This is a genomic window from Flavobacterium sp. K5-23 (assembly GCF_023278045.1).
Lineage (GTDB): Bacteria > Bacteroidota > Bacteroidia > Flavobacteriales > Flavobacteriaceae > Flavobacterium.
The window spans coordinates 2,704,843-2,727,396 of the sequence record NZ_CP056783.1 but is presented as its reverse complement, the minus strand read 5'-3'; the positions used below and the strand labels follow the sequence as shown (position 1 = coordinate 2,727,396).

Annotated in this window: 25 protein-coding genes; all 25 read left to right on the top strand. The window is 33.9% G+C overall.

Annotated elements, in window-relative coordinates:
• Window positions 1-200: 200 nt before the first annotated feature.
• Window positions 201-725 carry a DUF2231 domain-containing protein gene (locus FLAK523_RS11850; protein ID WP_248903643.1) on the top strand — a complete coding sequence of 175 codons (525 nt, stop codon included), beginning with the start codon at window positions 201-203 and terminating at the stop codon, window positions 723-725.
• Between the two features lie 267 nt (window positions 726-992).
• Complete coding sequence (gene hisG / locus FLAK523_RS11845) at window positions 993-1,850, top strand: ATP phosphoribosyltransferase (RefSeq protein WP_248903642.1); 858 nt, start codon at window positions 993-995, stop codon at window positions 1,848-1,850.
• 81 nt (window positions 1,851-1,931) lie between these two features.
• On the top strand, window positions 1,932-3,236 hold the full coding sequence (gene hisD / locus FLAK523_RS11840; RefSeq protein ID WP_248903641.1) for a histidinol dehydrogenase: 1,305 nt from the start codon (window positions 1,932-1,934) through the stop codon (window positions 3,234-3,236).
• 82 nt (window positions 3,237-3,318) lie between these two features.
• Window positions 3,319-4,374: a histidinol-phosphate transaminase gene (gene hisC / locus FLAK523_RS11835; protein WP_248903640.1), complete on the top strand. Its 1,056-nt coding sequence runs from the start codon at window positions 3,319-3,321 to the stop codon at window positions 4,372-4,374.
• A 17-nt stretch (window positions 4,375-4,391) separates the two neighbouring features.
• Window positions 4,392-5,528, top strand: a complete 1,137-nt coding sequence (hisB, locus tag FLAK523_RS11830) for a bifunctional histidinol-phosphatase/imidazoleglycerol-phosphate dehydratase HisB (RefSeq protein ID WP_248903639.1) — start codon at window positions 4,392-4,394, stop codon at window positions 5,526-5,528.
• Window positions 5,529-5,626: 98 nt separating this feature from the next.
• Entirely contained in the window at window positions 5,627-6,214 is a 588-nt protein-coding gene (gene hisH, locus FLAK523_RS11825; protein ID WP_248903638.1) for an imidazole glycerol phosphate synthase subunit HisH, read from the top strand.
• A gap of 14 nt (window positions 6,215-6,228) precedes the next feature.
• Window positions 6,229-6,966 carry a 1-(5-phosphoribosyl)-5-[(5-phosphoribosylamino)methylideneamino]imidazole-4-carboxamide isomerase gene (hisA, locus tag FLAK523_RS11820; protein ID WP_248903637.1) on the top strand — a complete coding sequence of 246 codons (738 nt, stop codon included), beginning with the start codon at window positions 6,229-6,231 and terminating at the stop codon, window positions 6,964-6,966.
• 40 nt (window positions 6,967-7,006) lie between these two features.
• On the top strand, window positions 7,007-7,762 hold the full coding sequence (gene hisF, locus FLAK523_RS11815; RefSeq protein ID WP_248903635.1) for an imidazole glycerol phosphate synthase subunit HisF: 756 nt from the start codon (window positions 7,007-7,009) through the stop codon (window positions 7,760-7,762).
• 49 nt (window positions 7,763-7,811) lie between these two features.
• Window positions 7,812-8,411, top strand: coding sequence for a bifunctional phosphoribosyl-AMP cyclohydrolase/phosphoribosyl-ATP diphosphatase HisIE (gene hisIE / locus FLAK523_RS11810; RefSeq protein WP_248903633.1), 600 nt, complete (start codon window positions 7,812-7,814; stop codon window positions 8,409-8,411).
• A 227-nt stretch (window positions 8,412-8,638) separates the two neighbouring features.
• Window positions 8,639-10,069, top strand: a complete 1,431-nt coding sequence (locus tag FLAK523_RS11805) for a M17 family metallopeptidase (RefSeq protein ID WP_248903631.1) — start codon at window positions 8,639-8,641, stop codon at window positions 10,067-10,069.
• 41 nt (window positions 10,070-10,110) lie between these two features.
• Window positions 10,111-11,766, top strand: coding sequence for a M1 family metallopeptidase (locus tag FLAK523_RS11800; protein ID WP_248903630.1), 1,656 nt, complete (start codon window positions 10,111-10,113; stop codon window positions 11,764-11,766).
• 48 nt (window positions 11,767-11,814) lie between these two features.
• The gene (locus FLAK523_RS11795; protein WP_248903628.1) at window positions 11,815-12,510 is read left to right on the top strand and encodes a DUF4240 domain-containing protein; all 696 of its coding nucleotides are present in this window, start codon (window positions 11,815-11,817) and stop codon (window positions 12,508-12,510) included.
• 834 nt (window positions 12,511-13,344) lie between these two features.
• On the top strand, window positions 13,345-13,752 hold the full coding sequence (locus tag FLAK523_RS11790; RefSeq protein ID WP_248903626.1) for a c-type cytochrome: 408 nt from the start codon (window positions 13,345-13,347) through the stop codon (window positions 13,750-13,752).
• Complete coding sequence (locus tag FLAK523_RS11785; RefSeq protein ID WP_248903624.1) at window positions 13,749-14,927, top strand: hypothetical protein; 1,179 nt, start codon at window positions 13,749-13,751, stop codon at window positions 14,925-14,927. The genes FLAK523_RS11790 and FLAK523_RS11785 overlap by 4 nt, the downstream gene beginning before the upstream one ends.
• Window positions 14,928-14,948: 21 nt before the next feature.
• A complete protein-coding gene (locus FLAK523_RS11780; protein WP_248903622.1) occupies window positions 14,949-15,254 on the top strand; it encodes a hypothetical protein in 306 nt (101 codons plus the stop codon).
• Between the two features lie 99 nt (window positions 15,255-15,353).
• Window positions 15,354-15,851, top strand: a complete 498-nt coding sequence (locus FLAK523_RS11775; protein ID WP_248903619.1) for a DUF4175 domain-containing protein — start codon at window positions 15,354-15,356, stop codon at window positions 15,849-15,851.
• 131 nt (window positions 15,852-15,982) lie between these two features.
• Entirely contained in the window at window positions 15,983-16,201 is a 219-nt protein-coding gene (locus FLAK523_RS11770; RefSeq protein ID WP_248903617.1) for an SHOCT domain-containing protein, read from the top strand.
• A gap of 15 nt (window positions 16,202-16,216) precedes the next feature.
• The gene (locus FLAK523_RS11765) at window positions 16,217-16,492 is read left to right on the top strand and encodes a DUF5676 family membrane protein (RefSeq protein ID WP_248903615.1); all 276 of its coding nucleotides are present in this window, start codon (window positions 16,217-16,219) and stop codon (window positions 16,490-16,492) included.
• 150 nt (window positions 16,493-16,642) lie between these two features.
• Window positions 16,643-16,945, top strand: coding sequence for a hypothetical protein (locus FLAK523_RS11760; RefSeq protein WP_248903613.1), 303 nt, complete (start codon window positions 16,643-16,645; stop codon window positions 16,943-16,945).
• 15 nt (window positions 16,946-16,960) lie between these two features.
• Complete coding sequence (locus FLAK523_RS11755) at window positions 16,961-17,656, top strand: type II glyceraldehyde-3-phosphate dehydrogenase (protein WP_248903611.1); 696 nt, start codon at window positions 16,961-16,963, stop codon at window positions 17,654-17,656.
• An 11-nt stretch (window positions 17,657-17,667) separates the two neighbouring features.
• Window positions 17,668-18,729, top strand: a complete 1,062-nt coding sequence (locus FLAK523_RS11750) for a class I fructose-bisphosphate aldolase (RefSeq protein ID WP_248903609.1) — start codon at window positions 17,668-17,670, stop codon at window positions 18,727-18,729.
• Between the two features lie 127 nt (window positions 18,730-18,856).
• On the top strand, window positions 18,857-19,699 hold the full coding sequence (locus FLAK523_RS11745; RefSeq protein ID WP_248903605.1) for an ATP cone domain-containing protein: 843 nt from the start codon (window positions 18,857-18,859) through the stop codon (window positions 19,697-19,699).
• Window positions 19,700-19,724: 25 nt separating this feature from the next.
• Window positions 19,725-21,098 (top strand): MBL fold metallo-hydrolase RNA specificity domain-containing protein, encoded by a 1,374-nt coding sequence (locus FLAK523_RS11740; protein ID WP_248903603.1) that lies wholly within the window; start codon window positions 19,725-19,727, stop codon window positions 21,096-21,098.
• Between the two features lie 28 nt (window positions 21,099-21,126).
• Complete coding sequence (locus FLAK523_RS11735; protein WP_248903601.1) at window positions 21,127-21,666, top strand: AAA family ATPase; 540 nt, start codon at window positions 21,127-21,129, stop codon at window positions 21,664-21,666.
• 4 nt (window positions 21,667-21,670) lie between these two features.
• Window positions 21,671-22,444 carry a hypothetical protein gene (locus tag FLAK523_RS11730; protein WP_248903599.1) on the top strand — a complete coding sequence of 258 codons (774 nt, stop codon included), beginning with the start codon at window positions 21,671-21,673 and terminating at the stop codon, window positions 22,442-22,444.
• The last annotated feature ends 110 nt before the right edge of the window (window positions 22,445-22,554 follow it).

Below are 22,554 nucleotides of genomic sequence, written 5' to 3'. Positions count from 1 at the left end.
ATAGATATTGAATGTTTAATTAATATTTATTTTTTTTCTGATTTTTGTCATTTCATTTGCATTTTTTATTTAAATTTGACATTCCTAAAACCAACCTATTGTAAGAAACATTTTACGTCATTGCGTGATTATTTTTATAATGTATTTTAGAAATAGAAATTTAATTAACCAAACCACAATATTATATAATTATGACTATTATGAATGACGCACATTTACATTTGCTTGTAAACCATTTTCCAATCATTACTACTGTTTTAGCAATTGGGATTTTAATTACAGGACTGTTATTGAAAAATGATGCAGTGAAAAACACCGCTTATATTTTATTTATTGTTGCAGCAATATTTGGTTATTTTAGTATGGAAACCGGAGAAGGAGCAGAAAAATTAGTAGAAGATATGCCAAATATAGGGCGTGATATTATTCATGAACATGAAGAGCTTGCTGAGAAATTTGTATTAATTTTATATGCAACGGCAATATTTAGTGCGCTGTCATTAATAACTTCAATTAAAAAACAGAAATCTTCATTGATTTTTTCTATTCTAACTTTAGTTTTATCTCTTTTAACTGGATTTTTATCAATAAATGTTGGAACTTCTGGTGGAGAAATTCGTCATACTGAAATTAGAAAAGTGGTTAAAGAGCCCGTAATGATTAATAATAGCCATAGAAACGGTAGTTCTTTATCAATTGATTTTAATAAACAAAAAGTAGATTAGTAGTTTTTAACAAAACTTAGTCTATTCGTTAAATTAAAATTACCATTGTTAGTAAATTTACTTATATATTTGCATTATAAATAAAACACTATTATGTTTACGAATCAATTACATCATCATCATTCTCATTATTGCTCTCAAGCGATGTGTTAATGATATGCATGTAAATCATCATATTTTAAAACCCGTTTGAGTACATCAAACGGGTTTTTTGTTTTTTCAAGCCTTTGTACTCAGACATATTATTCTATCAAAAAATAAATAACAATGAGTACATTAAAAATTGCAATTCAAAAATCAGGTCGTTTAAACGAAGAAAGTATCCAAATCCTTAAAGATTGCGGTATCTCTATAAACAATGGAATTGACCAACTAAAAGCCGAAGCTTCTAATTTTCCCCTTGAAGTTTTATATCTAAGAAATTCTGATATTCCTCAGTATTTAATTGACGGTGTTGTGGATGTTGCTATAGTAGGCGATAATTTATTAGTGGAGAAAGGAAAAGAAATACAAGTAATTCAAAAACTTGGGTTTTCTAAATGTAAGGTTTCTGTAGCGGTGCCTAAAACCTTTGAGTACAATTCAATCCAAGATCTTGACGGACTTAGAATTGCTACTTCTTATCCTAATACCGTAAATGAATATTTCAACTCTTTTGGAGTAAATGTAGACATACACCAAATTTCAGGTTCTGTAGAAATTGCGCCTAATATAGGTCTTGCAGATGCTATTGTGGATATTGTTTCTAGCGGAAGTACCTTGTTTAAAAACAATCTTAAAGAAGTAGAAATCATTTTAAAAAGCGAAGCTGTTTTAGCGGTTTCTCCAAAAGTGACACCCGGGGTTCAAAAATTAATTGACACCTTAAAATTCAGAATCGAATCGGTTTTAAGGGCTCGAAAATCAAAATACATCTTGATGAACGTTCCTAATGACAAAATTGATGCTATTGGTAAAATATTACCTGTTTTGAGAAGTCTTACCGTACTTCCATTAGCTGAAGAGGGCTGGAGTAGCGTGCACTCCGTAATTGACAAAGATTCCTTTTGGGATGTGATCGATCAATTGAAAGAAGCTGGTGCCGAAGGAATATTAGTTTGCCCAATTGAAAAAATGGTGCTTTAAATTCTATTTCTAAATGTCATAAATTAGTAATTGAAATATTTTTCAATCTTTTAATTTTTGAATCTTTAAATTAAAACAAAAATGATTAAAATATACAACCCAAAACCCGAAACTTGGTCATCAATTTTGGAAAGGCCAACCAAAACGATAGACGATATAGAGCTTACCGTAAAAGAAATATTTAAAGAAGTTCAGAAAAAAGGAGATGATGCTGTTGCAAAATATACTTCGTTATTTGATGGTGTTACTTTAGTGAATCAAGAAGTCAGTGAAGCAGAAATAAACCAAGCAATTGAATCCGTTTCTGATGAATTGAAAAGTGCTATACAATTGGCCAAGGGAAATATTGAAAAATTTCATACTGCTCAAAAAACGGCCAAAGTAGAAGTAGAAACGGTAGAAGGCGTAAATTGTTGGCAAGAAAAAAGACCCATTCAAAAAATAGGCTTATACATTCCTGGAGGAACAGCTCCTTTATTTTCTACAGTTTTGATGCTAGCAGTTCCCGCTAATATTGCTGGTTGTAGCGAAATTATATTATGTTCACCACCGGATAAAAGCGGAAAAATAAATCCTGCCATTTTATATGCCGCTAATTTATGTGGGGTTACCAAAATTTTGAAAATGGGAGGGATTCAGGCTATTGCTGCTTTGACCTTTGGAACGGAAACGGTTCCGAAAGTGTATAAAATATTTGGTCCTGGAAATCAGTTTGTAACCGTGGCTAAACAATTGGCAACACAATATGGTGTTGCTATTGATATGCCTGCTGGACCTTCTGAATTATTAGTGGTCGCAGATGATACTGCTATCCCCGCTTTTGTAGCATCTGATTTGTTATCGCAAGCAGAACACGGAACGGACAGTCAGGTAATATTAGTTTCGACTTCAAAAGAATTAATTGATGCTGTTGAGACTGAAATTCAAATACAAATAGATGTTTTGCCAAGAAAAGCAATTGCTGAAAAAGCCATTGCAAATTCTAAGTTGATTTATGTCGAAAATGACACTATTGCTTTGGAATTAATCAATGAATATGGACCGGAACATTTTATAATCTGTACAGCAGCCGATGATCTTTACATTGACGGAATTGAAAATGCAGGTTCGGTTTTCATAGGGAATTACACACCTGAAAGTGCAGGAGATTATGCTTCTGGGACAAATCATACCTTGCCTACAAATGGATATGCGAAGAATTATAGCGGCGTGAACCTGGATAGTTTTACCAAATCAATGACTTTTCAAAAAATATCCAAAAAAGGAATTCAGAATATAGGAAAAGCTATAGAAATTATGGCTGAAGCTGAAGGATTACAAGCTCACAAAAATGCGGTTACGTTGAGATTAGCACAAATAGAAGAAGATTTAGAGAATAGAAAATAGAACATAGAATATAGAAAGACGTTATTTCAGTGGAGTCCATTCTCTTTACTCTATTTTCTTTATTCTTTTTTAAAATTTAAAAATGAAAAATAATTTCGATATAAATAATTTAGTTCGTGAGAACGTGAAGGTAATGAAACCTTATTCTTCTGCTAGAGATGAATTTGAAGGTTTCGATACGGCTGAAATGATTTTTTTGGATGCCAATGAAAATCCTTACGATAATGGGGTAAATCGTTATCCTGATCCACAACAAAGCAGTGTAAAAGCAGTTTTGGCAAAACAAAGAAACCTTAAAACAGACCAAGTTTTATTAGGAAACGGAAGTGATGAAGTTTTGGATTTGCTATTTAGAGCTTTTTGCGAACCTAAAGTTGATAACGTTATAACTTTGCCTCCAACGTACGGAATGTATGGTGTTTTGGCTAATATCAATGCAGTTGAAAATAAAGAAGTTTTACTTTCTAAAGAATTCCAACCTGATATAAATGCTATTTTAGATGCAGTAGATTCCAATACTAAAATGATCTTTTTATGTTCGCCAAATAATCCAACAGGAAATTCGTTTTCTGATTCAAGTGTTGTTACTTTATTACAAAATTTCAATGGTTTAGTTGTTATTGATGAAGCCTATATTGATTTCTCAAAAAAGCAAAGTTGGATTAATGAATTAGATGAGTATCCTAATTTGGTAATCACACAAACCTTATCGAAAGCTTATGGTTTAGCAGGTATTCGATTGGGAATTTGTTATGCTTCCAGTCAAGTAATTTCGGTTTTAAATAAAATTAAACCGCCTTATAATGTTAATGAACTGACTCAACAAAGAGCTTTGGAAAGACTTGCGAATAAAGAAAAAATCCAACTTGAAATTGATTCGATTATAATACAAAGAGACGATTTACTTAAAGTATTAAATGAAGTTAAATTTGTATCTAAAATTTATCCTACCGAAGCCAATTTTATATTGATAAAAGTAGATGATGCCAATAAAAGATACAATGAATTAATTGCCAAAGGAATTGTTATCAGGAATAGAACAACACAGCCTTTATGTGAAAATTGTTTGCGATTAACAATTGGAACTGCCGAGGAAAACTTAAAATTAATTGATGCATTACAAAGCTTAAATGCATAGTATTAAAATATAAAAAAATGAAAAAAATACTATTTATTGATCGTGATGGAACTATGGTTTTGGAACCAGAAAATTATCAATTAGACAGTTTTGAAAAATTAGAATTTTATCCAAAAGCCTTTCAATATTTGGGTAAAATCGCAACGGAATTAGATTATGAATTGGTTATGGTAACTAATCAGGATGGTTTAGGAACGGATGCACATCCAGAATCTAATTTTTGGCCAATACAAAATTTCATTATGAAGGCTTTCGAAAATGAAAATGTTCGTTTTGAAGCAGTATTTATTGACAAAACATTTCCACATGAAAATGCAGTTACAAGAAAACCCAGAACTGGTTTGCTTACTCAATACCTGAATAATCCATCTTATGATTTAGAGAATTCATTTGTACTAGGAGATCGTCTGACAGACGTGGAACTGGCAAAAAACTTGGGTTCTAAAGCTATTTTTATCAATACCGATGAAGGATTAGGAAGTACAGAAGTAGCTTCTAAGAGAGAGGAATTAAATTCGGTTATTGCATTACAAACAACTGATTGGAAAGAAATATATGAGTTTTTAAAACTAGAAGAGCGTTCGGCTACGATATCTAGAAAAACAAACGAAACGGATATTTATATTAATTTGAATCTTGACGGAACTGGAAAAAGCAAAATAGAAACCGGAATTGCCTTTTTTGACCATATGCTAGACCAAATTGCGCGTCACGGACAAATGGACTTAGAAATTCTTGTTAAAGGAGATTTAGAAGTGGATGAGCACCATACAATTGAAGATACAGCGATAGCTCTTGGAGAAGTTTTTGCGAAAGCACTAGGGAACAAATTAGGGATTGAGCGTTATGGTTTTTGTTTGCCAATGGACGATTGCTTAGCGCAAGTGGCGATTGATTTTGGAGGTAGAAACTGGTTGGTTTGGGAAACCGAATTCAAACGGGAAATGGTAGGAAAGATGCCAACGGAGATGTTCTTGCATTTTTTTAAATCATTCTCGGATGGGGCTAAAGCCAACATCAACATCAAAGCCGAAGGACAAAACGAGCACCACAAGATTGAAGCTATTTTTAAGGCTTTTGCCAAAGCAATAAAAGTAGCCGTAAAACGCGATACCGAAAAAATGATATTGCCAAGTACGAAAGGGATGCTTTAATAAGTCATAAGGTCAAAAGTCTTAAAGTTAAAATGTCCCTAAAATGGGTTTACATCGGGCTTTATGACTTTCGACTTTACAACATTAAGACTAAATAAATGAAAATAGTAATCATAAATTACGGAGCAGGAAATATTCAGAGCATTATGTTTGCCATCGAAAGATTGGGGTTCAAAGCGGTTTTGAGTAATAATCCTGAGGAGATTAAAGTAGCCGATAAAGTGATTTTTCCGGGTGTAGGTGAAGCTAGTTCGGCAATGAAAATGCTTTTAGAAAGCGGTTTAGACACTTTGATTCCAACATTGACGGAACCTGTTTTGGGAATTTGCCTCGGAATGCAATTGATGTGCAACAAATCTGAAGAAGGAGATACAAAAGGGTTGGGAATTTTTGATGTAGATGTGATAAAATTCACTCCAAAAGTAAAAGTGCCACAAATGGGTTGGAACCAAATTTACAATCTTAAATCGCCTTTGTTTAAAGGAATCGCTGAAAACGAATATATGTATTTAGTACATAGTTTTTATGCACCTATTTGTGTAGAAGCTATCGCTACAACTAATTATGAAGTAGAATACGCCTCGGCATTACAAAAAGACAATTTTTACGGAACCCAATTTCACCCAGAAAAAAGTGGTGATGTAGGGGAGAAAATTCTAGGGAATTTTTTGAACTTGAAACTTTAAACTTGAAACAAATTATGCGAATTATACCAGCAATAGACATCATCGACGGAAAATGTGTTCGTTTATCCAAAGGCGATTACAATACCAAAATTATATACAATGAAAATCCGCTTGAAGTGGCGAAATCATTTGAAGCACACGGAATAGAATATTTACATTTAGTTGATTTAGACGGAGCCAAATCGAGCAAAATTGTAAATTATAAAATATTGGAACAAATTGCTACTCAAACCAAATTAAAAATTGATTTTGGAGGGGGATTGAAATCGGATAATGATTTACGAATCGCTTTTGAAAGTGGAGCAAACCAAATAACTGGCGGTAGTATTGCTGTAAAAAACAGGGAAGTATTCGAAAAATGGATTGCCGAATATGGTGCCGATAAAATCATTCTTGGAGCAGACGCTAACAATGAAAAAGTGGCTATATCGGGTTGGTTAGAAGAGTCTGATGAAGATTTAGTGCCGTTTATACAAAACTACCAAGATAAAGGAATTCAGTATGTCATTTGTACTGACATTGCCAAAGACGGAATGCTGGAAGGTCCAAGTTTTGATTTGTATGCTAAAATTTTAAAGCAATGCAATGTCAAATCGAGCGGAGCCGAGATTAAATTAATAGCTTCAGGCGGAATTTCCACATTCGACGAATTACCAAAACTGGCTGAACTAGGTTGTGAAGGAACCATAATCGGAAAAGCGATTTACGAAGGGCGAATTTCGTTGAAACAGTTAGAACAATATATATTGTAGAGACGCGATTAATCGCGTCTCTACCTAATAACAATAAAAAATGCTGACAAAAAGAATAATTCCCTGCTTAGACATTAAAAACGGAAGAACGGTAAAAGGCGTCAATTTTGTTGATTTACGTGATGCAGGAGATCCTGTTGAATTGGCCAAAATCTATTCGGATGAAGGTGCTGACGAACTGGTGTTTCTAGATATTTCGGCAACGGAAGAGCGACGAAAAACGTTGGTTGATTTGGTTAGAAAAGTAGCTTCTACTATCAATATTCCGTTTACAGTAGGTGGCGGAATATCCTCAGTTGAAGATGTTGAAATTTTATTGCAAAATGGAGCCGATAAAGTTTCCATTAATTCATCGGCTGTTAAAAACCCGCAATTGATAAATGATTTGGCACAAAAATTCGGAAGCCAATGCGTGGTTGTAGCGATTGATGCCAAACAAATTGAAGGAAAATGGATCGTGCATTTGGTAGGCGGAAAAGTCCCAACCGAATTTAACTTATTTGACTGGGCAATAGAAGTAGAGCAAAGAGGAGCGGGAGAAATACTTTTTACCTCGATGGATAATGACGGTACTAAAAACGGATTCGCATATGAAGCCTTGGCTAAATTATCAACTTTAGTAAATATCCCGATAATCGCTTCTGGAGGAGCTGGAAGCATTCAGCATTTTGTAGATTGTTTCAAATCAGGAAAAGCCGATGCAGCCTTGGCGGCAAGCGTATTTCACTTTAAGGAAATTGAAATAAAAACACTAAAAAAAGAACTTAAGAATAATAACATCGAGGTACGAATTTGATTTATTTTGACTTTAAGACATTCGACTTTAAAACTTTAGACAAAAAAATATGAACATAGATTTTTCAAAAAACACAGATGGATTAATTCCTGCCATTATTCAAGATAGCGAAACCAAAACGGTTTTGATGTTGGGTTATATGAATGCGGAGGCTTATCAAAAAACGATAGAAACCAAAAAAGTAACTTTTTACAGCCGTTCCAAACAAAGACTTTGGACAAAAGGCGAAGAAAGCGGTAATTTTTTGAATTTAATTGATATCAAAAACGATTGTGATGATGATACCTTATTAATTCAGGTAAAACCGGATGGACCTACTTGTCACAAAGGAACGGACACTTGTTGGGGAACTGAAAACAAATTGGATTATGGATTTATTTCAAATTTGGAAGACACCATCAAAACTAGAAGAGAAAATGCAGATTCAGAGAAGAGTTACGTGGCTTCACTTTTTGAACTGGGGATTAATAAAATTGCACAGAAAGTAGGAGAGGAAGCAATAGAAGTGGTGATTGAAGCTAAAGATGATAACGATGATTTGTTCTTGAGTGAAAGTGCCGATTTACTTTTTCACTATCTTATTTTATTGCAAGCCAAGGGTTTCCAAATTAATGATGTAATTGACGTATTGAAAAGCCGTCAGAAATAGACTTTGCTTTTGATTTAATGTTATTATTTAAGCCCGATAGCTATTGTATGTAGCTATCGGGTTTTTCTTTATAATTGAATGAGGACTATTCAAATTTCTATTAATTACTAAATATAAAATCAGTAAATTTGTTATAGTTAAAAGTGACCATAAATAGATTTTTATATACTCTTAAAATGTATTTTATTCTTCGAGTAACACCATTTCCCATAACTTAAAACAATAAAATGAAAACAAAAAATATAGCAAGTTTAGAGAATTTTTCAGGAACCATATTAATTCCTGTTTTCGAAACAAGTACTAAAAATTTGATACCCATTAAGTTTGGAGATGTAGAAATTTCATCTAAAGTTTTCTATGGAAAAAAAGACACTCATTATTTGTCAGAAAAAAACGGAAACACTTATGTTTTTATTGGTCTGGGTAAAACTATTGATTATAAAGAATTAAAAACAATTTCGCGCAGAATTTCCACTAATCAAAAAGAGAATTTGGGCAAAAATGTAGCTTTACATATTCCAGAAGAATTCAGCTTAGAACAAGTCGAGGCTACTGTTTCAGGCTTGCTTTTAGGAACTTATGATTTAGGGCATTTCAAGAAAAAAGAAGACCATCCTTTTTTGAAAGCTGAGTTTGAATTGGATATTCTATCTATAAAAGATTTTACACCCACAATTGATAAAGCCATAAAAATTGCTCGTGCCCAACTTGAAACTTTGTATCTCGTTGATTCACCTCCAAATAAAGTGAATCCAAAATTCCTTGCTAATTGGGCCCAAGACCGTGGAGAAAAGTATGGCTTTGAAGTAGATGTACTTGGTTATGAAGCTGCTGAAATTGAAGGATTAGGCGCATTTTTGGCCGTGGGTAAAGGAAGTGAAAACGAACCACAGTTTTTAATTTTAAAATATACTCCAGAGGAGAATGTAGGTGTTCAAAAACACGTGGGTTTAGTAGGTAAAGGAATCACATTTGATACCGGAGGACTTAATATTAAAACGTCCGGAATGGTTCAGATGAAATGCGATATGGCTTGTGCGGCAGCGGTTTTAGGAGTAATGCAGCTTATAGCCGATTTAAAGTTACCTGTAAAAGTAACCGCAATCGTTCCTTGTGCCGAAAATTCGGTTGATAATAAATCATTTATGCCAAGTGAAGTAATCTATAGTTATAGCGGACATTCAATCGAAATCATTGATACTGATGCGGAAGGCCGTCTTATTTTGGCTGATGGTTTGTCTTACTTAATAAAAAACTACAAACCAGAGTATATTGTAGACATTGCCACACTTACGGGAAGTAGTGTGGGAACTTTTGGATATGAATGCGGAGCCTTATTTACCAATAACGAGTCTGTTTCAAAAAAACTACAGGAAGCCGGAGATGCAGTAGGCGAGCGTTTATGGCCGTTACCGCTTTGGGATGCCTACAAGCAAGATATAGAAAGCGATATCGCAGATGTGAAAAATTACAGTGGAAAACCAGTGGCTGGTGCAATAAGTGCCGCTAAATTTTTAGAGTTCTTCACGCAGGAACATCCTGCTTGGGCACATCTTGATATTGCAGGAGTTGCTTTTGGAGATGGAGAATTTGCTAAAAGCAAACACGCAACGGCTTACGGCGTTCATTTATTGACTAAATTCATCGAAAATTTATAATACTATAGATTAAGAATTAAAGAGTAAAAGTTTTGAAATTCATGAAGAAATATTTAAGTACTATTTGTTTTGTTTTATTAGTATCGAATGGATTAAAGGGGCAAGGCCTTCTCGATAAAACAGATGTTGCTTTTACAAGGCAAGATACATTACGTGGAAGCATTACCAAAGAAAGAGCTTGGTGGGATGTTAAATCCTATCATTTAGATATAAAAGTAAATCCTGCAGACAGTACAATTACAGGATCTAATACTATTCGATATCAAGTATTACTTGAAGACAAACGTATGCAGATCGATTTGCAAAATCCAATGCAAATCTATAAAGTAGTACAGGATGGTAAGGAATTGAAATACACTAGAGATGGAAATGCATTTTTTGTAGAATTGACTTCTCTTCAGAAAATTGGAACTTTAAGAGAACTTACTGTTTTTTACGGAGGTAAACCTAAAGTCGCGGTTAATCCACCATGGGATGGAGGGATTACATGGAAAAAAGACGGTAATGGAAAGCCATTTATTGCTTCTAGCTGTCAAGGCTTAGGAGCTAGTGTATGGTGGCCAAATAAAGACCATATGTATGACGAGGTGGAAAATATGCTAATCAGTGTAAATGTTCCCGGAAACCTCGTAAATGTGTCCAATGGTCGTTTGCAAAGCGTAAAAGAATTAAAAGACGGAACGAAAACCTATAACTGGTATGTATCCAACCCAATAAATAATTACGGAGTCAATATAAACATAGGGGATTATGTTTCATTTTCGGAAAAATACAAAGGTGAAAAAGGAGATTTAGACTGTAACTATTATGTTTTAAGAGATAATTTGGCGAAAGCCAAAAAACAATTCAAAGAAGTGCCTCGCATGCTTAAAGCATTAGAGCATTGGTTTGGTCCTTATCCTTTTTACGAAGACTGTTACAAACTCGTTGAAGCCCCGTATTTAGGAATGGAACATCAAAGTAGTATAACTTATGGTAATGGTTATGAAAACGGCTATCTCGGTACTGATTTGAGTGATACGGGTTGGGGATTGAAATTTGATTTTATTATTATCCATGAATCGGGTCACGAATGGTTTGCCAATAATATTACGTATAAAGATATTGCTGATATGTGGATTCATGAGAGTTTTACAAATTATTCAGAAAGTCTTTTTTTGGAATATTTCTATGGCAAGGAAGCTGGATATGCTTATGTAAAAGGACTTAGGAAAAATATACAAAATGATATTCCTATTATAGGGAAGTATAACCTAAATAATGAAGGCTCAAGCGATATGTATTATAAAGGCGCTAATATGCTGCATAGCTTACGCCAAATAGTGAATAACGACGAGAAATGGAGAAGTATATTAAGAGGATTAAATAGTACTTTTTATCATCAAACCGTCACCACAAAACAAATTGAAGATTATTTAAGTGAACAGGCTGGGCTGGATTTAAAAACATTTTTTGATCAATATTTAAGAGATACAAGGATTCCAACGTTAGAATATTATTTTAAAAACAAAACATTATTTTATAGATGGACAAATTGCGTTACAGGTTTCGATATGCCACTAATAGCAAAAGTTAATGGAGAAGATAAATGGTTACAACCTGGTGTAGAATGGAATATTATGGCAGTGCCGAATGTTAATTCAACACTTGTAATCAATAAAAATTTTTATGTCTCCGGATTTGACATTACAGAATAAAAAATGTTAATTTTACCAAATAAATAGAACTTAAAACTGTTTAATTTTATGAGAAATTCAAATACAATTCTGATTAGTTTTCTGCTTTTTAGTACGCTGTCTTTTAGTCAAGATAATATTAAAACTCCTGTTTCTAAACTAGCTGTAAATGATGCACATACAGTTACAACAGAAATTAAATATGATTCCATTACCTTTACTAAAACAAGCGAAATGCTTGATGAAGACATATACTGGGGAATTATTGATAATTCAATAAAAGTCACTACGAATAAAGAAGACCAGGAAGTTTTTCTAATTGCTGAAATTGAGAAACTAACACCAAAAGAGATCGTGGGTTTTCGTTTAAGAACGGATAAACTACTTTATGATACTTATAATTCTAATATGTGGTGCGCAGCTTATTTAATGAATAATGGATGTTCTGACAATGGGTTTGAGTATTTCAGATGTTGGTTAATATCCAGAGGAAAAGCGGTTTATTATGACGCTAAATCAAATCCAGACTCCCTTATAAAAGAAATCGTTGAAGGCGAAGAAAATTATGAATTTGAGAGTTTTTGGTATGTGGCTATGGCTTCATTCATTAACAAAACTTCAGAAGAGTTATATCCTTATATTGACTATGATACTTTCCTGACAAATGAAGATAATTACCCGCTGATCAGTTTTAACTGGAATGAAGAAAATCCAGAAAGTTTAAAAAAGATTTGTCCTGTTTTATATAAAAAACTTAGGAAATAAGAAACTGCATTTTTGTTTTCTATTCTTAAAATAAGTTATCAGCCGCACTTTATTTGAATATTCCATAAAAATGTGATGCCTTTCAAACCCACACTTATGGAGGGAAAATCACTCATTTAGGAACGATTCATCCGATGGTATTGTGAACTCACAATGACTATTGTTCCTCCTCATAATTCTTTAAAAAAACAGTTTACTAGTTCCTTTTTTCCTTTAAAAAATAACTAAAGGCTACCTGATTTTACTTTTATTAAAAACGAAAACAAAAGACCTAGATCCAAACTTGAACTGTTTTTTCGGGTCAATTATGAGTTTCTATTGATGAATAACTTCTTTTTCATGCCACCATTCAATTAAAAGATTTAAGGATTTTATAAAGTTTATGCTTAAATCATTTTTTGAAATACCGTAAAAAAAACATTGCTATCGAAATAGTAGTTTATCCTTTTGTTAATCTGATTTAATGAATTTAATCATTATAAATATCACTTAATTATTTAATTTTAAATGACTTACGTTTTATTTAAAACAAAATTTATGTTAAATAGATTGAAAATATTTATTACATTTATAGTGCTAAATGGGTTTTCCTACTTTTCTTTTAGTCAAACTATTTAATAACTTTTATAATCCTAAAAAAGATATTATAATAAATCACGACAATATTATACCAAATGATATTCATTAAAATTAACCTTTATTTAATTACATGTAAAACTTGGCAGGAAGTCTATAAATAGCTTATGATGTGATATATATCATAAAATAAAGAATAAATTATTTGGAACTTTACTTTATGAAAAATGCGATAATTTTCTAAAACAGAAATTAATCATGAAAACAAAAAGTATTTTAACTTGTATTACGCTTTTGTCCGTAATGTGTTTTCTAATTGTAGGTTTTAATGAACCAATCCAGAAAAAATGGGTTGCCCCTTCTAGTGCCGATAAAATTGTCAATCCTTTAAAAAATGATAAGGAGGCCTCTACTTCCGGCAAAAAACTTTTCAACGCGCTATGTTCCGTTTGCCATGGAATAAAGGGCAAAGGGGATGGGATAGGAGGTACAGGGTTAACGCCAAAGCCTACTGATTTGACTAATTCTGAATTTCAATCACAAACAGATGGTGCGATTTTCTGGAAAATAGCAGTAGGACGCTCTCCAATGGCAGGCTACAGAACTTCAATTCCAGAAAAAAAACGCTGGGAGATTATTAACTATATCAGAACTCTTAAAAAATGAAAAATATAGTCTTATCAATAATAGTCATTGTTTGCGGTTCTAACACTTACGCCCAAACATATAATTTCGATGGTGATAGTATTTCAGTTTATGAAACATACAAACCAAGTAAAACCCAGTTTATGATTCGCGGTTACGGCCATACTGGTTTTAACTATCAAACCTTAGGAGATGAAAAAGAATCCTCATTTGTGGGTTCTGCTTTTTCTCCAATCTTTTTATTTAAACATTCAAACAAACTTATGTTTGAAGCAGAACTTGAGTTTGAGCTTGAAAATAACTCACTTGAAATAGGTTTGGAATATGCTGATGTAATGTATATTATAAATAAGTATATGACAGTTAGGGCAGGGAAATTCCTCCTTCCTTTTGGAACCTTTATGGAAAGGCTACATCCTGCATGGATTAACCGATTTCCAACAAGGCCACTAGGTTTTGGTCATGATGGTATAGCTCCTTCTTCTGGCATTGGTGTAGAATTAAGAGGCGTCTTTGACCTTGGAGGACCTACAATTAACTATTCAGTTTATTCCACTAATGGGCCTCGATTAAAAGACGGTAGTGAAGAGCCGGAAGAAGCAGGCATGCTGCTGTTTCAAAATTATGAAGATAATAATTTGAGTAAAGCTTTTGGTGGCCGTTTGGGATTATTGCCTTTTGCTGATTCTTCAACCGAAGTTGGTTTTTCAGCTTATTCCACTAATGGTACGGGTTCTACAGATTCAGAATATGAGAATGTGGGGGCTTTTCTTTATGCACTTGACTTTTCTTTTGTAAAACAGATTCCAGAAATAAGTGGATTTGTGGATGTTAAAGCTCAATATAACAATTCTAAAGTTGATAAAGCGAACTATTTGAATAATGATAGTGAAGTGTACACTTTTGATAATCGAAGTAATTCTTTCTACGGCCAATTAAGTTACAGATCAACTATGGCAGATAGTGATTTTCTAAAGAAACTGGAGTTTGTGGGCAGATATTCAAATTTCAATGCTCCTAAAGGCGCAGAATGGGAAGAAAAATCCAAGCAATTTGCTTTTGGAATAAACTATTGGTTAACATGGCGGTCTTTGATAAAGTTAAGTTACCAAACCACGGATGTCAATGGAGGCCATAAAACAGCAGGAACCACGAAAACTGATAGTGTTTTTCTGCACTGGGCAATAGGATTTTAATGAACTATAAATGCTATAAAAATGAAAACAATACCTAAAATTCTGACGGGAGCATTAATGATTGCTTTTTTTTTAATAGTCATAGTTGCTTGTTCCACTTCAAAGGATGCCTACACGGAAACTACAGCTCTTTCGAAAGAAATTAAAATTGAAAAATCAGGAGCTCAACTTTGGGGAGAAACTTGTAGTCGATGTCATTTGGCTCCTTCTCCAGCGGATTATAATGATACCGATTGGGAGACCATTAGTTTACATATGAGGGTAAGAGCCAATTTGACTGAAAGCTCATCGAAAAAGATTGAAGAGTTTCTAAAGTCAGCCAATTAATGGATAACACAGATTTCAAATTATAACATATTATCAAGAATATTAGAAATGTACTTTAAATATGAAAATTTTTATTAACACTTAAATAAAATAAATAGTATGAAAACAGCAGTAATTATTTTAACGGTAATCGGTATTCTAACTTTAAACGGTTGTAACCAGAAAACAGACTCAACAGCAATTCTTGATAATCCAGAAACAAGGAAAGAACTCTTTAATGCAATAGGGGAAAATCATGTGTTTATGTCAGAATTTATGGAAAATATGCAAAACAGTCAACATGCCATGCTAATGATGCAAGAGAATCAGAAAATGATGGGCAATATGACGCAAGGAAACGGGATGCAAATGATGATAAAAGATAGTATGACATCTAAAAACATGATGCAAGGAATGATGGGAAACCCGCAAATGATGAAAGCCATGATGGGAGAGATGATGAAGGACGGAAAGATGATGGGAAACATGATGCAAATGATGCATCAAGGAGGGATGATGAGTGCCGATTGCATGAAATCCAGCATAAAAATGATGGAAGATAAAGGTGCGGGCATGAAAGGTATGGATATGAAGGGAATGATGAACGATAATAAATAAAACTAAAAAGAGAGCTGTAGTCATCAGTTTGAAAGGGAAACTTTCTGCGAATGATTTGCAAAGGCAACCCGATAAACTCAAGTCCAATACAATCAATTAAATTAAAAGACTAACATTTAAAACTGGAAATTATGCACAATTATAGCGAACATTACTGGGGTATGCACTTTATATGGTGGATTATTTGGGGAATCTTTTTATTCTGGATTTTTTTTACTCCCTATAGCATCCCATATCAAAAATCAAAAAAAGAGGACCCACTAGCTATTCTTAAAAAACGGTTTGCTAAAGGAGAAATCACCAAAGAGGAATACGAAGAATCAAAGAAAATTATAATATCTGATAATTAATCTAAAACAGGAATTATGAATTCAATCAACGTAAAAAAATTCGGTTTTGCCTTAGGTCTAACAGTTGCCTTGCTTTATTTGGGTTGTATGATCGTAATGATGTCAGCTGACAAAGATGGAAGCATAAACTTCTTTAACAGTCTTTTACACGGGCTGGACACGACGAGTATCATCAGGATGGATGTCTCTCTTTGGGAGGCATTGTTAGGAATCATTCAAACTTTCATAATCGGATGGCTTACGGGTGCTTGCATCGCGGCTTTCTATAATGCACAAATAAAAAAAATATAAGTAACAACTTATTCAATATTGAAGTTTCTGTAAAATCAAGATATAGTATTCATCTCCTATGCATGATGAATTGACTGGCTTATAAGAGAGCTACTTTTTCTTTTATCAATCAAGTTGTTACAGGAATAAAATGGCTTAAACTTTAAAAATATGAAAAATATTGCAGTCATTGGTTATGGAGTTATCGGAAAAAGGATTGCTGATGCTATTAATTTGCAAGATGATATGAAACTGATTGGGATATGTGATGTCATCAGCGATTGGCGCATACAGAACGCCGTTAGAAAAGGCTATCCGATATATGCAGCAACAAAGGATGCGGGAAAAGAGATGATTGCATCTGGTATTTCTGTTAAAGGAACCATGGAAGACCTTTTGAAACAGGTAGATCTTGTTGTTGACTGTACTCCTAAAACTATTTCTGCAAAGAATGTTCCATTTTATAAAAAGTAAGGGATTAAATTTATTGTGCAAGGTGGTGATAAACACGGAACTACAGGACACTCCTTTAATGCAGAAACCAATTATGAGTCCGCTTTAAACCTAGATGCAACACGAGTTGTTTCCTGTAATACCACTTCTATCTTAAGAACGCTTGGTGCTTTAAAAAGAGCAAACATTTTAGAATATGCACGAGGGACATTACTAAGAAGAGCAACAGACCCTTGGGAAAGTCATTTAGGCGGAATAATGAATACCATGGTTCCCGAAAAAGAAATTCTCAGCCATCAAGGTCCAGATGCGCAAAGTGTAGATCCAGAACTGGATGTAATCACTTCGGCAGTTAAAGTTCCCGAAACTTTGAGCCATATGCATTATTGGAATATCAAGTTAAAAAAACAAGTAACCAAAGAAGAAGTACTTATTGCTTTAAAGACTTCAAGCCGAATTAAATTGATTCGTTATGACCAAGGATTAGTTTCAAACAACACCATAAAAGAAATGTTTTTGGATATGGGTAGACCTTGGGGCGATATGTACGAAGTTGTACTTTGGGAAGATATGCTGAAAGTGGTGGGTGATGAGCTTTTTTATGCCTATGTGGTAGATAATCAAGCTATCGTAATCCCAGAAACGATTGATGCTATACGAGCACTTACAGGAATTGAAATCGATGGTCAAAAATCTATCTCTAAAACTAATAAAAGTTTGGGAATCAATTAAAAAAGGCAATTATGAATCCATACGAAAATATAGTTGAATATTTAGGGGTTAAAGCTCCCTTATATCTGGAACACGTTTGCGAGAAAATCACAAAAGATAAGCTACAAACTCCATCTATTCATACTATTGACACCATTTTTGGCAACAGTAATAGAAACCCGCAAGTTATCAGAAGTCTTTCTCAACTGTACAATCATGGAAATCTTTCTGGTACTGGATATTTAAGCATACTTCCCGTTGACCAAGGGATTGAACATAGCGCCTCTTTTTCATTCTACAATTACCCCAACTATTTCGACCCCGAAAATATTATAAAATTGGCACTTGAAGCCGGGTGTAATGGTGTTGCTTCCACATTTGGAGTGTTGGCTTTAAACGCACGAAAATATGCCCATAAAATTCCATTTATTGTAAAGATAAATCATAACGAATTGTTGACCTACCCCAATAAATATGACCAAACTCTGTTTGGAACGGTAAAAGAAGCCTGGAATATGGGAGCCGTGGCAGTAGGGGCTACCATTTATTTTGGTTCCAATAATAGTAATCGTCAGCTGAAAGAAATTGCGGAAGCTTTCGCAGAGGCACACAACTTAGGAATGGCAACCATTTTATGGTGTTATCTCCGTAATGAGTCCTTTGCAACGACTGAACAGGATTATCATTCCGCTGCCGATTTAACTTCGCAAGCCAACCACCTTGGCGTGACTATGCAGGCGGATATCATTAAACAGAAATTACCCACCACTAATTACGGTTTTAAAAAGCTCCAGTTCGGCAAATACGTTGACAGTATGTATGAAACCCTTACCACAGAACATCCCATTGATTTGTGCCGTCTACAAGTGGCCAACTGCTATATGGGAAAAATTGGATTGATCAATTCGGGTGGCGGCTCAAAAGGAGCATCAGATCTAAGCGAAGCCATAAAAACTGCCGTCATAAACAAGCGGGCGGGAGGATCAGGATTGATTTTGGGGAGAAAGGCTTTTCAGAGACCTTTTGAAGAAGGAGTTGAATTGATACAAACCGTGCAGAGTGTTTATTTAGAAAAGAAGATTTCAGTAGCATAGTTTAAGGTTAAGAAGGGTTAACACAGTTATCCACTCTTTTAAATCTTAAAACAAAAGCTTAAAAAAGAAGGACTGAAAGGAGTGTTTATAGCCATTAAAAACTATTGAAATATAATAAACTTAAAAAATGGAGAATACAATCAATATAGTAAAACATTCAGGAGACATCGTAGCGTTTGATGTTGACAAACTTATCAATTCCTTAAGACGCTCACAAGCTAACGAAACCCTTATTCAACAGATTGTTGAGCAAGTAAAGACTGAACTTTATGAAGGAATTACCACCAAAAAAATATATCAAATAGCCTTTAAAATGCTAAAAAGTAAAGAAAGGGTAAGCGCCTCAAGGTATAAACTTAAAAAAGCAATCATGGAATTGGGACCTACTGGTTTCCCTTTTGAAAAATTTGTGGGTAGAATTCTGGATTATGAAAGTTTTAAAACCCAAGTTGGCGTTATTGTTCAAGGACATTGTGTGCAACATGAAGTGGATGTAGTTGCTCTTAAAGATAATAAACACTATATGATAGAATGTAAATTTCACAGTGATCAAGGACGGTTTTGTAATGTGAAAATTCCACTCTATATCCATTCCAGATTTTTGGATGTGGAGAAACAATGGGAAAAACAAAAAGGACATGAAACAAAATTTCATCAGGGATGGGTTTACACTAACACCCGTTTTACCACAGATGCCATCCAATATGGCACTTGCGCAGGATTAGGTCTTGTAAGTTGGGGTTACCCTCAAGACAATAGTCTTAAATATAGAATTGATAAATCGGGTTTACATCCATTAACCGCCCTGACCACAATCACCAAGGCAGAGAAATCAAAAATATTGGAAAAAGGCATCGTATTGTGCAAAGAGTTGCATAAAAATCCAAAGATTCTAGCAGAAATTGGAATAGATAAATCACGACATCAAAATATTTTAGATGATTCTCTAGAACTGTGTAAAGAACATTAGACTAATTGTAAAAAAACAAGAAATTATGGAAAGTAAAAAGAATAAGATACACTTTTTAGGAGCAGCAGGAACTGTTACAGGTTCTAAATATCTTTTAGATACCGGAGATAAAAAAATCATGATTGACTGTGGACTTTTTCAAGGGCTTAAAGAATTGCGTCTACTCAACTGGGAGTATCCTCCAATAGATGTTTCTGCAATAGATGTTGTATTGCTTACTCACGGTCATTTGGACCACACGGGCTATTTGCCAAGATTAGTAAAGTTGGGTTTTAACGGCCCAATATATGGGACCTATCCCACTATGGATATTGCTAAAATAATACTGAATGATAGTGCCAAAATTCAAGAGCAAGAAGCTGAACGTGCCAATAAGGAAGGCTATTCCAAACACAGTCCGGCAGAACCTTTATATGATTTAAAAAATGTTGAAAAAACAATTCCTCATTTTAAAGGGGTTCCCCCTGCACAATGGATTCCTCTATTTGAGGGAATCAAAGTGCGCTTTACCTACAATGGTCATATCATAGGTGCCACCTACATAGAATTGGATGTCGACGGTAAACGATTTGTTTTTTCTGGAGACATCGGCAGAATCAATGATTTACTGTTATATCCACCTATTAAACCTGAAAGGGCTGATGTTCTTTTTATTGAGTCCACTTATGGGGGAAGGTTTCATCAAGAAGAACTTGAAGCCATTCCATTGATAGAAAAATTGGTTAATGATACCTTATCAAAGGGTGGTAGTCTTTTCATACCCAGCTTTTCTGTAGAACGTGCCCAATTGATGATGTTGATATTTTGGAGGCTTTTAAAAGAAAATAAAATACCTAGAGTTCCCATGATAATGGATAGTCCTATGGGAGCAAACGTACTGGAACTATTTCATCGAACAAGGGACTGGCATAAATTGGAAGAAAAAGAATGTGATGAAATGTGTTCTTATTTTAATGTGGTGAGCAGTTATAGTGAAACTATGGAGCTTAGTGCAGATAATAAGCCTAAAATTGTTATAGCAGGGAGTGGGATGCTTACAGGTGGAAGAATGTTGAATTATCTGGAAACACAAGCACAAAACCCAAACAACACTTTACTCTTTGTAGGGTATCAGGCGGAAGGTACTCGGGGAAGAAAGCTGTTGGAAGGAGGAAAGGAATTAAAGGTGTATGGAAAATGGGTGCCTTTTAACATGCAAGTAGCAGAAATCGAAGGTCTTTCGGCACACGCAGATCACACCGAACTATTGGATTGGTTGAGTCTGATAAATAAAAAACCAGAAAGGATATTCATAGTTCACGGGGAAAAAGAAGAGGCGGAAGGATTGCAAAAAGGAATTAAAGAAACCTATAATTGGGATTGCGATATTCCAGAATTGTATAGTATCAAAGAAGTCTAAATTCTAATAAAGAATAAAAAGTTTAATAATGAATAATAAAAAAGCAAATAACAATTGGTATGTTATCACAGGTGGACCCAGTACCGGTAAAACTACTGTTGTTGATATTTTAACTAAAAGAGGTTACAAAACCACTATCGAGCATGCAAGGCATTATATTGATACTATGCGTATTGATGGAGAGACAGTGGAAGAAATGAGAAATAACAAGAAAAAATTTCAATTAGGGGTTTTAGATATGCAAATTGAACAAGAAGCATCAATAATGCCGGAAGATTTAGTTTTCCTTGACAGAGCAATACCAGATGCATTGGCTTATTATCAATTTCTGAATCTTGATTACGATGAGAAATTACTTAATGCAGTAAAAGAATCATCCTATAAAAAGATTTTTATTTTAGATCGATTGCCTTTCCAAAAGGACTATGCACGAACAGAAGATGAAGAGGAACAAAAAGAAATTCACCGATTGATTATAGATGTATATGAATCTTTAGGTTTTCCAATCGTTTTTGTTCCGGTTCTTCCCCCAAAAGAAAGAGTGGATTTTGTTTTGAACAACATTTAGTTTAATGAGTATGGTATCAAGTTATCAATTAACTAAAATGATTTATACGGGTGACATAGTGCAAGAAGGAATAGAATCTTGTTGTCTTTACAATAAGTCAAAGCAAGTATTATTTTTACATAGTAAAATTAAACATTGCTTACTATCGTTAATTATCCTGTTTAGTTTTACTAATTTAAGCGCTCAGAATGAAATGTTTATAGGGCAGTTATCAGGGCGAACCGTAATTCGGGAAAATTTTGATAAAAAAGGAGATTTGCTCAATAAACAAACCTTTGAAGTTGGACAAGTGAAAAAAGCAAATGATTATTATATCATACAGGTTGTCACTAAAATGTTTGATAAAAGCGGAAAATTTATTGATAAATATGCTACCAGTTATCGTTGTAGTCCAAATGAATCCAGTGTAATGGTAATGGTTTTCCCATTTTCAAATCCGAAATCAAAAAAAACTGAAATTAATACCACTTCTGAAAATTTTAAAGGGCTTTATGATTTGGATAATCTACAAGATGTTGAAATGGAAATGAATTTTGATTCTGGGTTGTTGAATTTCTTTGGTGCTAAAAGCACGATAAAAATTTATGACAGGGTATTGGAATCCGATGTGAATGGGAAGAAAATAAAATCGAAACTCAGAGTTAAAGCGTATGCGCTAGGGATACGAATTAAACAATTCAAATATACTGTAATCGAAAAACTGACCGACAAAGGCTTACTTAGCTTTCAGAAATTTACTGAAGAAGATGCTAGCTACTTTACAATGACCTATAAATGACTTATTTTATGAGAAATAAGGATGTATTTTTAAGATGAGTTATTGGCCTTAAAAAGCGGGAGTTCTTCAGAAGCGATAAAAATAAAGATCACATTAATACTTTAATAAAA